Here is a 14,755-nt window from a genome sequence, read left to right on the forward strand (position 1 = left end):
ATTCCGCGATGGCTCGCATTTTTTCATCGGACCACCATGCCGCGCGCGCTGTCTCTTCGTAGCTTTCTCCGCAAGATCGACGTCGGCTCGCTCGACCTGTTCGTGCTCGTCTGCGAGAGCGGCAGCATGGCGCGCGCGGCGGAATCGGGCCAGCTGGCGGCCTCGGCGATCAGCAAACGCATCGCCGAACTTGAAGCGCTTGCGCAGGCGCCGCTGCTAACGAGGCATGCGCGTGGCGTTCGGCCCACCGAGATCGGCGCGCTGCTCCTGGAGCATGCGCATGCGATCCTGATGTCCGTCGGAAATCTGCACATGGATCTGGCCGAGGTGGCTCAGGGCGTGCGCGGGAGAGTGCGCGTGTGCGCGAGCGCTTCCGCCGTCGAGCAGTTCTTGCCGGCTGACATCGCGAGCTTCCTGCGACGGCAGCCGGACATCCGCGTCGACCTGCGCCAGGCATCCAGCCGCATGGTGGCGCAGGCCGTCCACGAGGGCACGGCGGACGTCGGCGTCTGCGGCCCCAGCGACGGCGTGCTGGGGCTGGAGCACCGGCCCTACCGACAGGAGCATCTGGTGCTGGTGGTGCCACGGGGACACCCGCTGGCGCGGCTTCGGCGGGTGGACTACGCCCGAACACTGGAGTTCCCCCAGGTCGGGCTGCGTGACAGCAGCACCGTCCAGCAATCGCTGGCGCAGGAGGCGATCAGTACGCGGCGCGTGCTCCGTCGTCAGATCGAGGTGGACAGCCTCAGCGCGATGTGCCGAATGGTGGAGGCGGGACTGGGCATCGGCGTCATGCCTCAAGGCGCGTTTCGTGCCCTCGCCGATGTCACGCCGTTGCGGGCGATCCCCCTCGCGGATGCGTGGGCGCGGCGCGAGTTGAGGCTCTATGCACAGCGCTTCGCCGATCTGCCAGCGGTGGCCCGCAGATTCGTGGACCAGATCACGTCCGCCGAGTCCGCGTCGCCACAATCGCGCCCACCTTGAACGCCTGCGTCCGGGGCGAGCTCGCGAATGGTCTTGACGCCATGGGGCACATCGACACCGCGGTCGCCGCGTCAGCCCTTCCGCTTCAGGCCTTCCGCCAGGTGATCGACGAGCGCCTTCAATCGTTGCGGCATGAAGCGCTGGCTCGGCAGCAGCGCATGCAGCGGCATCGGCCGTCCCACCCAGTCCGGCATCGCCGGGACCAACGCGCCGCTGGCCAGGCTGTCCCGGATGTCCAGCTCGCTCTTGTAGGTCAGGCCCCGCCCCTCCAGCGCCCACTGGTGCGCGACGCCGCCATCGTCCGCCGTGCGTCGCCCCTGCACCGTCACGTCCACCGGGGCGGCCTGCATAGCGTCCCGTTGCCAGAAGCGCCAGTCGCGCTCCAGCCGATCACCGATCTTGAAACGGATGCACTCGTGCCGCGTCAACTCGCCCGGGTGCGCGGGACGCCCGTGGCGCTTCAGGTACTCCGGCGACGCCACCAGCATCCGCCGTCCGTCATGCAACTTGCGCGCGACGAGCCGCGAGTCCGCCAGTTCGCCGTACCGCAGCGCCAGGTCGACCTCGTCGCGCACCACGTCCTGCAAGGCGTCGCCGACGTTGAGCTGCAGCTCGACACCCGGATGCAGGTCGAGGAATTCGTCCAGTAGCGGCAGCACCACGCGCCGCGTCAGGTCGCTCGACGAGCTGATGCGGATCCGCCCCCTCAACGCAGTCCCGCCGCGGCCCTTGCCCGACGCGACCTCGCCCTCCGACAGCAGCGCGATGCCTTCGTCCAGCAGCTCCAGCGCGCGCTGCGCATAGTCGCGCAAGCGCTCGCCGGCCGGCGTCAGGCGCAAGGCGCGCGTGCTGCGCTCGGCCAGCCGCACGCCCAGCCGCGCCTCCAGCTTCTTCAGCATCGCGCTGGCCGCCGCGGGCGTGGTGCCCATCTCCCGCGACGCGGCGGTCAGGCTGCCGCCCCGCGCGCACTCGATCAGCAGCCGCAGCTCCGCGATGTTCTCGACTTCCATCGACGACTTCTCCTGTCTATGGCCCGGCCCGGGCGATCTTCAAGCAACGATTGAAACTGATAGCAATTCAACTCGCTTCATTGATTCTGCCGGAGCGCGCAACATCCGTCCCATTGCACTCAGCCTCACGCCGTCCCGGTTGCCCCGCGGATGCATCCTTCGAATCCATCCTGCTCAAGGAGTTCCCATGAAAGCCGTCGGCTACTTCAAGTCCCTGCCCCTCACCGAATCCGAGTCGCTGCTCGACCTGGAACTGCCGATGCCCTCGCCCGCTCCGAAGGACCTGCTGGTCGAGGTCTCGGCCGTGGCCGTCAATCCGGTGGACACCAAGGTCCGCGTGCGCCGCGCCAGCGCCGACGGCACCACGCCGGTGATCCTGGGCTGGGATGCGGTCGGCACCGTCCGCGCCATCGGGCCGGAAGTCACCGGCTTCGCCGTCGGCGATCGGGTCTGGTATGCCGGCGACATCACCCGGCCAGGCAGCAACGCGCAGTTCCAATGCGTCGACCACCGCATCGCCGCCCGGGCGCCGACGTCGATCGGCGACGCCGAGGCCGCCGCGCTGCCGCTGACCGCGATCACCGCCTGGGAGCTGCTGTTCGACCGCCTGCAGGTGCAGCAGCAGCCGGAGCGCCCGGTCGCCCTGCTGGTGACCGGCGCGGCCGGCGGGGTCGGCTCGATCCTGGTCCAGCTGGCGCGTCGGCATGAGCACCTGACCGTCATCGGCACCAGCTCGGATCCCGACGGCGAGGGCGGCACGTGGCTGCACGGCCTCGGCGCCCATCACGTGATCAACCACCGCGAGCCGATCGCGCCGCAGATCACGAAGCTCCAGCAGCAACATGGCGTGCCGCCGCTGCGTTACGTCACCAGCCTGACCCACACGCCGCAGCACTTCAAGGACTTCGTCGACGCGCTCGAGCCGCAAGGCAAGCTGGCGATGATCGACGACTTCGGCCCGGCCGACCTGGACGTGATGGCGCTGAAGGGCAAGTCGCTGTCGCTGCACTGGGAGCTGATGTTCACCCGCAGCATGCACGCCACGCACGACATCGCCGCCCAGGGTCGCCTGCTGGCGCAGGTCGCGCAGGCGGTGGACGCCGGCCACGTCCGCACGACGCTGGCCGAGGTCGTCGGCCCCATCGATGCGGCGACGCTCAAACGCGCCCATGCGCTGCAGGAAAGCCAGCGCCAACGCGGCAAGCTGGTGCTGCTGGGCTTCTGACGCCAGGCGGTCTTCGGCGCCTGTTGCGCGCAGACCGCACCGCCCGGCCACGTTCGTGACGACTTACCGCCCCGGCCCGCCCGGGGCGTCTTCTTTTCTGGAAGCTCGGGAAAACCTCAGTGCGCGACAGCTCCGCGCAGGCGATACCTCCGGCCTCGACTCGACAACAGCAAAGAAGCGAGGGACCGGATGATCGCCAAGCATGTCTGCCTCCAACGAACCGGCCAGGGAGCCGCCCGTCGACTGGGCCGAGGCCTGTCGGTCCTGCTGACCGCCGCGGCGCTGCTCGGCGCCGCCGCCAGCGCCACCGCCGCCACCATCGGCGTCATCCTGCCGGCCACCTACCCCAGCGCCGAGCAGGCCGAGCAGCTCAAGCTCGGCATGACGCTGGCGCTCAAGACCTGGCCCGGCGGCGCGGTGCCGACCGTGGTCTACAAGGACAGCGGCTGCGACGCCCGCAAGGCCGAGGCCGCTTCGCGCGAGCTGATCCAGGCCAAGGTCGACGTCGTGCTGGGCAACTGGTGCGAGATCAACGCCGGCGCGGACGCGCTGCGCGCGGCGGGCATCCCCTTCATCTCCAGCAACGCCGAGCGCGTGAAGGACCAGGACCTGCAACTGCAACTGGGCCGCATCGAGCTCAACGCCGCCGACCGCATCGCGGCCGGCCTGCGCCGCGAGACCGGCTTGCGCATCAGCGCGCGCACCTCCTGCTGGATGGACTTCGACGCGACGCTGTCCGATCGCGTCGACGCGGTGCTCTGCCCGGTGCTGACCGTGGACAAGAGCCGCTGGGACCAGATCGCCAACACCTACGGCGCGGCCTTCCGCAAGCCGTTCACCACGTCCTCCGCCCGCGGCTACGCGGCGATGGAGGTGGCGCTCAACTACCTGCGCCGCGCCAAAGGCGCCAAGCCGGCGGTGGCGTTGAAAGACATCCAGTCGATGACGACCTTGCTCGGCCCGCTGCCCGCGGCCGACGCACCGACTTCGGCCAATGCGCTGCAACTGGTCTTCGCGCCGCGGCTGCCCAAGCTCAACGCGCAGCAGACGCAGACGCTGGACAAGCTGGTCAAGACCAAGGGCTGCGCCTGTCCGGGCGGCACCTTGCGCAACGGCTGCCCGAAGGATTCAGGCCCGTGGGGCGAGCTGCCCTTCGTCGTGCGCGGCGGCGGCACGCCCGCGGCCTGCGCGAAGGCGATCGGGCTGCTGGAGCTCTGAAGCCGGCGACGCCGGACGTGCGAACGCCCGGCGTCGCCGCGATCGGTTGATCGGTTGATCGGTTGATCGGTTGATCGGTTGATCGCGACGGCACCGCGGCAGCGGCGCCGCTCAGGCCAGGACGAAGATGACCACGGTCATCACGGCGAGCACCAGCAAGAACAGCGCGAGGCGGGTCGGCCACTCGACATCGCTGCCGCGCCGGAACGCATCGTCATCGACGTGGAGGCCGATCGCGCGCAGCGCCGTGATGATCAGCCAGTCCAGCGGCCACGGCAGCCACCGGTCATCCTCGTCGTCGCGGCTGAAGGACGGCCACTCGCCGCGCCGCGCCTGCGACTCCTGCTTGTACTGGGCGGCGAGCCGCGCCTGACGTTCTCCCCCGTACAGCGCCTCGGCGTCGCGCCAGTCGCGCTCCAGGGAGTCCAGCAGCGGTTCCAGGTCCGCCATCGACGGCACCACGAGCGTGTGATGGCACTGCCCGCAGCGCGTGTCCTTGCCGGGGTTCATCGGCGCGCCGCAGCCCCGGCAGGCCCAGGCCAGCGGCCGCCCGCCGCTGGGCGCCAGCAGCGGCTCCGTCGGCGAGCGCATGCGCAGCGCGTGCGCCAGCCGCGGCAGGTCGATCATCAGCAGCGGGCTCTTGCACCAGGCGCAGTGCTCGCCCTTGCCGTCGCTGGGGCCGCCGCAATTCAGGCACAGCAGCTGTCGCTTCTCGGCCATCAGCGCGCCGCGCTCGGCCGGCAGCAGCGGACGGATCAGGCCGCGCTCGGCCAGCATGCCCGCCTGGCTGTGCAGATGGCCGCCGCAGGCGACGCACTCCAGCGCCGGGAAGCGGCCGAAGCGCGACAGGTTGCTCACCTGCTTCAGCGGCACGCGGCACAGCGGGCAGGCGCGTCGTTCCTGATGCGGCGGGTCGGGTCGATGGTGGTGATGCAGCTCGCGCAGCAGCCGGATCCAGGCCAGACCGGACAACTGCACCGATTCGCGCGCGTCGAACCACACCAGGCCGCACGGGCCGCAATGGTCCACGTCCACCGTCGCCGGCGCATGGTGCCCCGGCAGGACAAGATGCCGCATCGGTGCGCGGCACTGCGGGCAATCGATGGCCGCGCCCGGCCGCGCCGGCACGGACCGCTCGCGCGCCGGGTCGGGGACGGTGTCCTGGAAGTCGACCATCGGATCGGGTCCGGAGACGCTGGAGGACGATGACATGGCCGGCGATTCTCGGCCACGCCCCGCGCGCGCCGGGAGGTCACGGCCGTTCAGGTCGACGTCAGCGTGACGGCTGACACGCATCCTATAGTCCGACTCTTGAGGGGCGGTCGACGCCGCGTCCCCGCCCTCCGACGACAAGGAACGCCCATGGTCAAGAAGCAACAGAAGACGGCCGCCCGCAAGCAAGGCCGCGCGGGGGATGCCTCACGAGCCGCCCCGCCCGCCGATCAGAACGAGAGCCCGTTCGCGCGGCAGGTGAAGGATTCGGCGCAGCAGATCTGGTCCGCTGGGTTGGCCGCGTTCGCGAAGGCGCAGGGCCAAGGCGGCACGGTCGTCGACACCCTCGCGGACCAGGCCGCGACACTGCATCCCAAGACGAAGACGAAGACGAAGCCGGCGAAAACACGCCCGGCGCAAGCGCAGTTGGACGAGGTCGCGCACCGCATCAGCGACATGGCCGGCGAGGTCGGCACCCGCGCGGGCCCGCATTGGGACAAGCTGGAATCGATCTTCGAGGACCGCGTCGCCCGCGCGCTCGCCCGCTTGGGCATGCCGACCGCGAAGGACCTGGCCCAGTTGTCGGCGCGCGTGCAGACGTTGACCGAGGAGGTCGCGGCACTGCGCCAGGCGTCCCGCCTCCCCGCCGCCGCGTCCGACGCGAAAGCCCCGGCAACTGCGGACGCCAGAAAGGCAGCCCCCGTCGTCAAGGCGGCCAAGGCGCCGGCGAAGGTCGCGAAGGCGTCCGGCACGGGCCCCAAGGCGGCCAAGCAGGCCGGCGCGAAGGAAACCGCCAGGAAAGCCTCGAAGCGCGTCGCGAAAAAACTCGCGAAGAAGCATGACAAGACGCCCGTGACCAAGACCGCCCGAACCCGCCTTCAGGTCGCATAGCGCCCACGCCCCCGGCCGCGGCGTGCGGTCGTTCACGAAGTACCGCGCGCTCCCCATCGGCCAGGGGGATGGCATCGGTCGGACGGTCTCGAACAATTCGTCACATGCGCAGAGCCACCGTGCTCTGACTCCCCGCAGACGAACCGAGACCTCCCCATGAAGCGCCTGATCGCCGCCGCCCTCTTCGCCGCCCCGCTGTTCGCGATGGCCGCGCCCGTCAACCTGCTGACCAACGGCAGCTTCGAGTCGACCGTCGTCGGCAGCGGCAGCTACACGATCGTGAACAGCACCGCCGGCTGGACTGTCGGACCGAACGGTCTGGAGATCCGCAACAACGTCGCCGGCAGCGCGTTCGACGGCGTCAACTTCGTCGAGCTGGACACCACCGCCAACAGCTGGATCAGCCAGACGCTGAACACCGTGTTCGGCGCGACCTACACGATGAGCTTCGCCTACGCCAACCGCCCGGACCAGCTCGGCGCCGCGAGCAACGGCCTGTCCTGGAGCATCGGCAGCCTGAGCGGCCTGGTGGGCAACAACACCAACACGACCTGGCAGACCTTCACCACGACTTTCACCGGCACCGGCAGCCCGATGACGCTGAAGTTCGCCGCCGCCGGCATCAGCGATTCCTACGGCACCTCGCTGGACAAGGTCAGCGTCACCGCCGTGCCGGAACCCGAAAGCCTGGCGCTGCTGCTGGCCGGCCTGGGTGCGATGGGCGTCGTGCTGCGCCGCCGCAAGGCCTGACCCCGGGCGGACCGGCGCCGACCCAGCGGGCCGGCGCCAGGATGCACGATCGATGCACCAGCTCGGCGCCGAGCTCGGCAAGCCGGATTCGCAGACGAAGTCGGAAAGACTCGTTGGGAGCGTCGTGGGTAGAGACCGCGGACGCTGAAGGAAGAAGGGCACCCCTGGCGGGGTGCCCTTTCTCCTTGCGCGGACTCGTCGAGACGCGGGTTCGTCGAGCCGCAGTCCCGTCGCACCGTGCGACCGTCGCGTCGCATGCCGGCCGCGAAGCGCCGGCACGGACGCCAGGACCTCAACCGAGGTAGCGCGATTCCAGATGGCGGCGGAAGTGCGCCGGGTTCAGCGCCTCGCCGCTGGCGCGGCGCACCAGTTCAGGCGTTTCCCAGCGGCTGCCTTGCGACCAGACCCGATCGCGCAACCAGTCGAAGACCGGCGCCAGCTCGCCGCGAGCGATGTCGGCGTCCAGCGTGGGCCGCTCGCGGCGCATCGCCGCGAACCATTGCGCCGCGTACATCGCGCCCAGCGTGTAGCAGGGGAAGTAGCCGAACAGGCCCGCGCCCCAATGCACGTCCTGCATCGGTCCATCCTTGTAGTTGCCACGCGTGTCCAGGCCCAGCAGCTCCTGCATCTTGGCGTCCCACAGCGCGGGGATGTCCTCGACCTCGATCTGGCCCTCGATCAGCGGGCGCTCGATCTCGTAGCGCAGGATCACGTGCGCGGGATAGGTCACCTCGTCCGCGTCGACCCGGATGTAGCCCGGCGCGACACGCGTCATCAGCCGGTTGAGGTTTTCCGCCGAGAAGCCGCGCTGATGGCCCAGGTGACGCTCCACCAGCGGCTGCAGCAGGCCGGCGAAACCGGGGTGCGCGGCCAGTTGCATCTCGAAGGACAGGCTCTGGCTCTCGTGCAGGCCCATCGAGCGCGCGTTGGCGATCGGCAGGCCGAGCCATTCGCGCGGCAGGTTCTGTTCGTAGCGGCCGTGGCCGGTCTCGTGGATGGTGCCGGTCAGGCTCTGCAGGAAGCTGTCGTCGCGGTAACGCGTCGTCATGCGGACGTCCTCGGGCACGCCGCCGCAGAACGGATGGGCGCTTTCGTCAAGCCGGCCGGCCTCGAAGTCGAAGCCCAGCAGCTTCATCGCGTCCAGGCCCAGCGCGCGTTGCGCCGTCGCGGGGAACGGCCCCTGCGGGTGGATCACACTGTCGTCGGCCTGACGCGCCATCACCTGCTGGATCAGGCCGGGCAACCACTGGCGCAGCTCACCGAAGACACGGTCCACCTCGGCGGCGCGCATGCCCGGCTCGTACTGGTCGAGCAGTGCGTCGTAGCGGCTCAGGCCGGTGTCCTCGGACAGCAGGCGGGCCTCCTCGCGGGCGTGGCGCACGACAGGCCGCAGGTTCTCCACATACCCGGCCCAGTCGTTGGCGCCGCGCTGGCTGCGCCAGGCGTGCTCGCAATGGGAATTGGCCAGCGACTTGGCCTCGACCAGGCTCTGTGGCAACGCGTTGGCCGCGCGCCAGACCCGGCGCATCTCCCGCAGCGACGCGCGCTGGAAGTCGTCGAGCGGCTCCTGCTCCGCGCCGTCCAGCAGTTGCCGCAGCTCCGGATCGGTGGCGAGCTGATGGATCAGCCCGCCCATCTCCGCGAGGGCTTCCGCCCGCGCCTGGGCGCCGCGCGCGGGCATGAACGCGGACTGATCCCAGGACGCGATCGATTGCAGGTGATTGAGACGGTGCAGACGCTGGTGACGCTGGCACAGGGCCTCGTAGGCCGGGGTGGTGGCGAGGATGCTCATTTGGAATCTCTCCTGACGGACGCCCGATTGTGCAAGCGCCGAACGCCCCCTCCCCCTGGTCACCCCCGAAGTGACGAGAAGCCGCCGCATCGCAACAACAACCGGCCCCACCACAACGACCACGCCAAGGGATGCTCGGGGACGCTCCGAGACGCTTGGGCGCTTGGGCGCTCAGCGGCGCTCAGGGACGTTCACGGATGTCTCGGTCGGTGCCAGCTGGGGCCGCTGAACGCCACTTGGGACTTGTGGAGAAAGGCGGGCCCCGGCTTGCGCCGACGCGCGCGGTGCCACGCCGGCCCACGGCCGCGACGGCCCGCCCGCCTCGATCAATGCAACACAGCCATGCCGATGGCGGTCATCAACACGTACCGGATGAACTTGCCCACCGCCATGTAGCCGACGCACGGCCAGAACGGCAGCCTCGACCACCCGGCCAGCGCGCACAGCGGATCGCCGACGATGGGCAGCCAACTGAGCAGACAGGTCTTGGCACCGAAACGGCGCAACCAGCCCAGCATGCGCTGGTCGCGCGGCGTGTGATGGACGGCGGCCTCGTAGGCCCGCTCCGCGCCGTAGCCCATCCACCAGGTGATCGCTCCGCCGAGGGTGTTGCCGACGGTGGCCACCAGGATCGCCGGCCAGAACAGGTCGGGCCGCGCGTTGACCAGCAGCAGCACCACCGGCTCCGACCCCAGCGGCAGCAGCGTCGCCGAAATCAACGCCACCACGAAGACCGCGCCGAGCCCGACTTGCGGGAGAGCAAGGGTCTCCAGCATCAGGTGAATCATGTGTTGCAGCCAGGCTTCCATGCGTGGGATTATCCAAAGTCCATTCAGGGGATCCGCGTCTGCACCGTCACGCCGCACAGCGGCATCGTTCCGCGGCGTTCGTGCCGACCGCGGGGGGTACAAGAACGGGCAGACGATCAAACGAGGTCGCTATGTCCTTTCGCAGCCTTGCTGCATTGTCGGCCGCGCTGATCGGTCTCGCCCTCTGGGGAGGGGGCACCGGCCCGCGCGCGCTCCTGGTCGGCGCCGCGATGGCGCAGCCCGCGCCGTCCACGCCCGCTTCGGCAAGCGCGGGGCCCGCGCCCGCGCCCATCCCGGGTTGCCCGCTGCTGGTCGCGTCCGGCAATCCGCAATACCCGCCGTACCTGTGGCGCGACCCGGCGGACGACCAGAAGCTCGTGGGCGCCAACGCCGACCTGATGCAGTGGCTGGCCGCGGAGCTCGGCATCCCGATCGAGACCCGTTATGTCGGCCCCTGGGGCCGCGTGCAGGAGGAGATGCGCGCCGGCCGCATCGACCTGATCGCCGGCGCGTTCTTCACGTTGCCGCGCACCGAATACATGGACTACTTCCACCCCGCCTTCCGCGAGACCCGCAGCGTGGTCTGGTCGCGCGCGACCGCACCGGTGCCGTACAAGCGCTGGAGCGACCTGGCCGGGCGCCAGGGCGTGACGGTCATCAACAACAGCTTCGGCGTCGAGTTCGACAACTACGCGCGCCAGTCCCTCAAGATCACGCAGGTGGCCAGCATCGAGCAAGCCATCCAGATGCTGCAACGCGGCCGCGCCGACTACCTGATCTACGAGGACACCCCGGCCGAGGCCTATGCCACCCGCAACGGCGGTCCGGCGATCCGGCCGCTGATGCCGGCGGTCGCGCACGAGGGGTTGTTCCTGACGCTGTCCCACCGCTCCCGCTGCAACACGCCGGAACTGCGCGGCCGCCTGTCCCGCGCCATCTACAAGCTGAGCCAGGAGCGCGTCATGGCCCGCTTCGTCGAGCAGGGCTTCACGCTGTGGCGCAAGCAGTCGGCGCTGTGACCCCGCGCTGGCGCTGAGGTCCCGGTCCGGCTGGCGGCCCTTCGATCTCCCCCTTGGGGAGGATCGAGGGGGGACCCGATGGGGGGATGTCGAGGGAGGGGCGGTATACTTCTGCCTCTTTTTTGTGCAACCTCAGCACCCGCTCCATGTCGACGCCACTGCCCGGCCCTCTCGCGCTGGGTCCCTACCTCTTGCCGAACCGCCTGTTCGTCGCCCCGATGGCGGGTGTCACGGACCGGCCCTTCCGCGTGCTGTGCAGGAAGCTCGGCGCGGGGTATGCGGTGAGCGAGATGGTGACGTCGCGCAAGGACCTGTGGAACAGCCTGAAGACCTCGCGCCGCGCCGACCATGAGGGCGAGTCGGCGCCGATCTCGGTGCAGATCGCCGGCACCGACGCGGCCATGATGGCGGAGGCCGCCGCCTACAACATCGACCGCGGCGCGCAGATCATCGACATCAACATGGGCTGCCCGGCCAAGAAGGTCTGCAGCAAGTGGGCCGGCTCGGCGCTGATGCAGGACGAGCCGCTGGCGCTGGCGATCGTCGAGGCGGTGGTCGCCGCGTGCGCGCCGCGCGGCGTGCCGGTGACGCTGAAGATGCGCACCGGCTGGTGCCAGGCCGAGAAAAACGCGGTGGCGCTGGCGCGCGCGGCAGAGTCGGCCGGCGTGGCGATGGTCACCGTGCACGGCCGCACCCGCGAGCAGGGCTACACCGGCCGGGCCGAGTACGACACCATTGCCGCGGTCAAGGCCGCGGTGAGCATTCCCGTTGTCGCCAACGGCGACATCGACTCCCCGCGCCGCGCGCGCGAGGTCCTGGCTCACACCGGCGCCGACGCGATCATGATCGGCCGCGCGGCGCAGGGCCGGCCGTGGATCTTCGCGGAGATCGGCCACTTCCTGGCCACCGGCGACGACCTGCCCGCGCCGCGCGTCGCCGATGCCAAGCGCTGGCTGATCGATCACCTGCACGACCACTACGGCCTGTATGGCGAGCTCACCGGCATGCGCAGCGCGCGCAAGCACATCGGCTGGGCGGTGCGGTCGCTGCCAGGCGGCGAGGACTTCCGCCGCCGCATGAACGGCCTCGAGAGCTGCGACGCGCAGGTCGAGGCGCTGACGGACTGGCTCGACGCCCTGGCGGCCGAGCACGAGCGGCTGCCCTACCTGACGGTCGAGCCCGGCGCCGCGAACGACGAACAAGACCAAGACGAAGATCAAGAAAGAAGGCTGACGGCATGACGCCCAAACCGATCGAAACCTGCGTGCGCGAGAACCTGGAAGCCTACTTCCGCGACCTCGGCGGCGAAGACCCGCATTCGATGCACGAGATGCTGATCCGGCTCGTCGAACGGCCGCTGCTGGAGGTGGTCATGCAGCACAGCGACAACAACCAGAGCAAGGCCGCCGAGTGGCTGGGCATCAACCGCAACACGCTGCGCCGCAAGCTGGTGGAGCACAAGCTGATCTGACGCGCGACCGGCCCCGGCCACCGCGCCCACCCACGCCCAGCCGCGCGGACGTCCGACCTGCCCCGCCTCCGTCGCCGCCCCTACCGAATCCCCTTTCAGAGAGCTCCCCATGGCACAACTCACCGCCCTGATCTCGGTCTCCGACAAGACCGGCATCGTCGACTTCGCCCAGGCGCTGCACGCGCTGAACGTGCGCCTGCTGTCCACCGGCGGCACCGCCAAGCTGCTGGCCGACGCCGGGCTGCCGGTGACCGAGGTGGCCCAGCACACCGGCTTCCCGGAGATGCTGGACGGCCGCGTCAAGACGCTGCACCCGAAAATCCACGGCGGCCTGCTGGCCCGGCGCGACCTGCCGGAGCACGTCAGCGCGATCCAGCGGCACGGCATCGACACGATCGACATCCTGGCGGTCAACCTCTATCCCTTCGAGGCCACCGTCGCCAGGCCCGGCTGCACGCTGGAGGACGCGATCGAGAACATCGACATCGGTGGCCCGGCGATGGTCCGCAGCGCGGCCAAGAACTGGAAGGACGTGACGGTGCTGACCGACGCGTCGCAGTACGCGCTGGTGCTGGAGGAGTTGAAGGCGCACGGCAAGACCAGCGACAAGACACGCTTCGCCGCGTCGGTGGCGGCGTTCAACCGCATCGCGCAGTACGACGCCGCGATCAGCAACTACCTGAGCGGGCGCCTGGAAGACGGCACGCTGTCGGTCTTCCCCGACCAGCTCAACAGCAGCTTCGTGAAGGTGCAGGACCTGCGCTACGGTGAGAACTCCCACCAGAGCGCCGCCCTCTACCGCGATCTGTACCCGGCACCCGGCTCGCTGGTCACCGGCAAGCAGCTGCAGGGCAAGGAGCTGAGCTACAACAACATCGCCGACGCGGACGCCGCGTGGGAGTGCGTGAAGAGCTTCGATGCGCCGGCCTGCGTGATCGTCAAGCACGCCAACCCCTGCGGCGTGGCCGTCGCCGCGACGGCCGCGGACGCCTACGCCAAGGCCTTCAAGACGGACCCGACCAGCGCCTTCGGCGGCATCATCGCGTTCAACCGCGAGGTTGACGGCGCGGCGGCGCAACTGGTGGCCAAGCAGTTCGTCGAGGTGCTGATGGCGCCGTCGTTCAGCGCCGAGGCGCTCGCGATCTTCGCCGGCAAGGTGAACGTGCGCCTGCTGCAGATCGCGCTGCCCGCCGCCGGCGGCACGACGCCGTTCGAGCAGGGCCGCAACGCGCAGGACGTCAAGCGCGTCGGCTCCGGCCTGCTGGTGCAAACAGCCGACAACCACTTCCTGACCCAGGCCGACCTGAAGGTCGTCACCGCGCTGCAGCCGACCGCGCAGCAGCTGGACGACCTGATGTTCGCGTGGACTGTCGCGCAGTACGTCAAGAGCAACGCGATCGTGTTCTGCGGCGACGGCATGACGCTGGGCGTGGGCGCGGGGCAGATGAGCCGCATCGACTCGGCGCGCATCGCGTCGATCAAGGCGGACAACGCCGGCCTGACGCTGAAGGGCTCGGCCGTGGCCAGCGACGCGTTCTTCCCGTTCCGCGACGGTCTGGACGTTCTGGCCGATGCCGGCGCCTCGTGCGTGATCCAGCCGGGTGGCTCGATGCGCGACGAGGAAGTCATCGCCGCGGCCAACGAGCGCGGCATCGCCATGGTGTTCACCGGCGTGCGGCACTTCCGCCACTGATCGCGGCAATACCTGACCCCGTCGAAGCCCGGCCAGTCCGGGCTTCGGCGTTTCTGGAACCGTCAGAGCTGGATATCGCCGGCGTCGGCGGCGCTGGCGAGCAGCGCGCACGTGAGCGTCAAACCATCGCCCAGAAGGCTGTCGAGCAATCGATCAACGCTGGGCCGACTCTTGAAAGAGACGCGCAAATGGTGAAAGGCGTCGGCGACGGACAGGGGCTGCGCCTTGAAGAGGCGGACAAGAAACTCATCGAGCGTCGTCACCAGGATGCGCTTGCGGGCCAACGCACCAGCCCGGAAATCCTTCAGATTGCGGGTGATCAGCACCACGGATGACACATCGCCGCGAAACCAGAGCACCGCCGCGGCACAGGCCGCGACGTGTAAATCCTTGGGTGACTTCACCGCCGGCGCCACATCCTTGAAGCGCGCTTGAACCTGTCGGACTGAAACGTCCGCATCCCTGATCGCGTCGCGCATGCGCGCGGTGTTTCTCTCCGCCGTCTCTCGACTGCGCTGCCGGCCGGTTTCCACCAGCGCCCGGGCAAGTTCATCGAGAATGAGCTCGCTCCAGTGAAGCCGGATGTGCCGGAGCTGGCACAAGGCAATCAACAGTGCTCGACTTGCGGCGCCGAACAGCACGTTTGCATCGGGGACGACCACCGGAACCACGGCGCCACAC

14 protein-coding genes are annotated in these 14,755 nt (G+C 69.7%); 9 read left to right on the forward strand and 5 right to left on the reverse strand.

Annotation, left to right across the window (positions count from 1 at the left end):
- The first annotated feature begins 36 nt into the window (after positions 1-36).
- Complete coding sequence (locus CDN99_RS04465) at positions 37-984, forward strand: LysR family transcriptional regulator (protein ID WP_088382893.1); 948 nt, start codon at positions 37-39, stop codon at positions 982-984.
- Positions 985-1,055: 71 nt separating this feature from the next.
- On the opposite strand, the gene CDN99_RS04470 is transcribed toward CDN99_RS04465, so the two are convergent.
- A complete protein-coding gene (locus CDN99_RS04470) occupies positions 1,056-1,994 on the reverse strand; it encodes a LysR family transcriptional regulator (protein ID WP_088382895.1) in 939 nt (312 codons plus the stop codon).
- Between the two features lie 187 nt (positions 1,995-2,181).
- Between CDN99_RS04470 and CDN99_RS04475 the strand changes: the two genes are divergently transcribed.
- Positions 2,182-3,219, forward strand: coding sequence for a zinc-binding alcohol dehydrogenase family protein (locus CDN99_RS04475; RefSeq protein ID WP_088382897.1), 1,038 nt, complete (start codon positions 2,182-2,184; stop codon positions 3,217-3,219).
- 189 nt (positions 3,220-3,408) lie between these two features.
- Positions 3,409-4,437, forward strand: a complete 1,029-nt coding sequence (locus CDN99_RS04480; RefSeq protein WP_088382899.1) for an ABC transporter substrate-binding protein — start codon at positions 3,409-3,411, stop codon at positions 4,435-4,437.
- A 111-nt stretch (positions 4,438-4,548) separates the two neighbouring features.
- Here the strand turns inward: CDN99_RS04480 and CDN99_RS04485 are convergent, their stop codons facing one another.
- Positions 4,549-5,649 carry a TFIIB-type zinc ribbon-containing protein gene (locus CDN99_RS04485; RefSeq protein ID WP_088382901.1) on the reverse strand — a complete coding sequence of 367 codons (1,101 nt, stop codon included), beginning with the start codon at positions 5,647-5,649 and terminating at the stop codon, positions 4,549-4,551.
- 66 nt (positions 5,650-5,715) lie between these two features.
- Here CDN99_RS04485 and CDN99_RS04490 point away from each other — a divergent pair, with 66 nt between their 5' ends.
- Entirely contained in the window at positions 5,716-6,540 is an 825-nt protein-coding gene (locus tag CDN99_RS04490) for a phasin family protein (RefSeq protein WP_238139355.1), read from the forward strand.
- A gap of 156 nt (positions 6,541-6,696) precedes the next feature.
- Positions 6,697-7,290, forward strand: coding sequence for a DUF642 domain-containing protein (locus CDN99_RS04495; protein WP_088382905.1), 594 nt, complete (start codon positions 6,697-6,699; stop codon positions 7,288-7,290).
- A gap of 292 nt (positions 7,291-7,582) precedes the next feature.
- Here CDN99_RS04495 and CDN99_RS04500 read toward each other — a convergent pair whose 3' ends face one another.
- Complete coding sequence (locus CDN99_RS04500) at positions 7,583-9,082, reverse strand: carboxypeptidase M32 (RefSeq protein WP_088382907.1); 1,500 nt, start codon at positions 9,080-9,082, stop codon at positions 7,583-7,585.
- A 326-nt stretch (positions 9,083-9,408) separates the two neighbouring features.
- Complete coding sequence (locus CDN99_RS04505; protein ID WP_088382909.1) at positions 9,409-9,891, reverse strand: YqaA family protein; 483 nt, start codon at positions 9,889-9,891, stop codon at positions 9,409-9,411.
- A 131-nt stretch (positions 9,892-10,022) separates the two neighbouring features.
- Between CDN99_RS04505 and CDN99_RS04510 the strand changes: the two genes are divergently transcribed.
- The 4 genes from CDN99_RS04510 (at position 10,023) to purH (ending at position 14,074) form a co-directional block, all read left to right on the forward strand.
- Entirely contained in the window at positions 10,023-10,910 is an 888-nt protein-coding gene (locus CDN99_RS04510; RefSeq protein ID WP_088382911.1) for a substrate-binding periplasmic protein, read from the forward strand.
- A 146-nt stretch (positions 10,911-11,056) separates the two neighbouring features.
- Positions 11,057-12,151, forward strand: coding sequence for a tRNA dihydrouridine synthase DusB (gene dusB, locus CDN99_RS04515; RefSeq protein ID WP_088383416.1), 1,095 nt, complete (start codon positions 11,057-11,059; stop codon positions 12,149-12,151).
- On the forward strand, positions 12,148-12,381 hold the full coding sequence (locus CDN99_RS04520) for a helix-turn-helix domain-containing protein (protein WP_088382913.1): 234 nt from the start codon (positions 12,148-12,150) through the stop codon (positions 12,379-12,381). The genes dusB and CDN99_RS04520 overlap by 4 nt, the downstream gene beginning before the upstream one ends.
- A gap of 109 nt (positions 12,382-12,490) precedes the next feature.
- Complete coding sequence (gene purH / locus CDN99_RS04525) at positions 12,491-14,074, forward strand: bifunctional phosphoribosylaminoimidazolecarboxamide formyltransferase/IMP cyclohydrolase (protein ID WP_088382915.1); 1,584 nt, start codon at positions 12,491-12,493, stop codon at positions 14,072-14,074.
- A 62-nt stretch (positions 14,075-14,136) separates the two neighbouring features.
- Here purH and CDN99_RS04530 read toward each other — a convergent pair whose 3' ends face one another.
- Positions 14,137-14,745, reverse strand: coding sequence for a PIN domain-containing protein (locus CDN99_RS04530; RefSeq protein WP_158218750.1), 609 nt, complete (start codon positions 14,743-14,745; stop codon positions 14,137-14,139).
- Positions 14,746-14,755 lie beyond the last annotated feature (10 nt).

It is taken from the genome of Roseateles aquatilis, assembly GCF_002205645.1.
GTDB classification, from domain to species: domain Bacteria; phylum Pseudomonadota; class Gammaproteobacteria; order Burkholderiales; family Burkholderiaceae_C; genus Roseateles; species Roseateles aquatilis.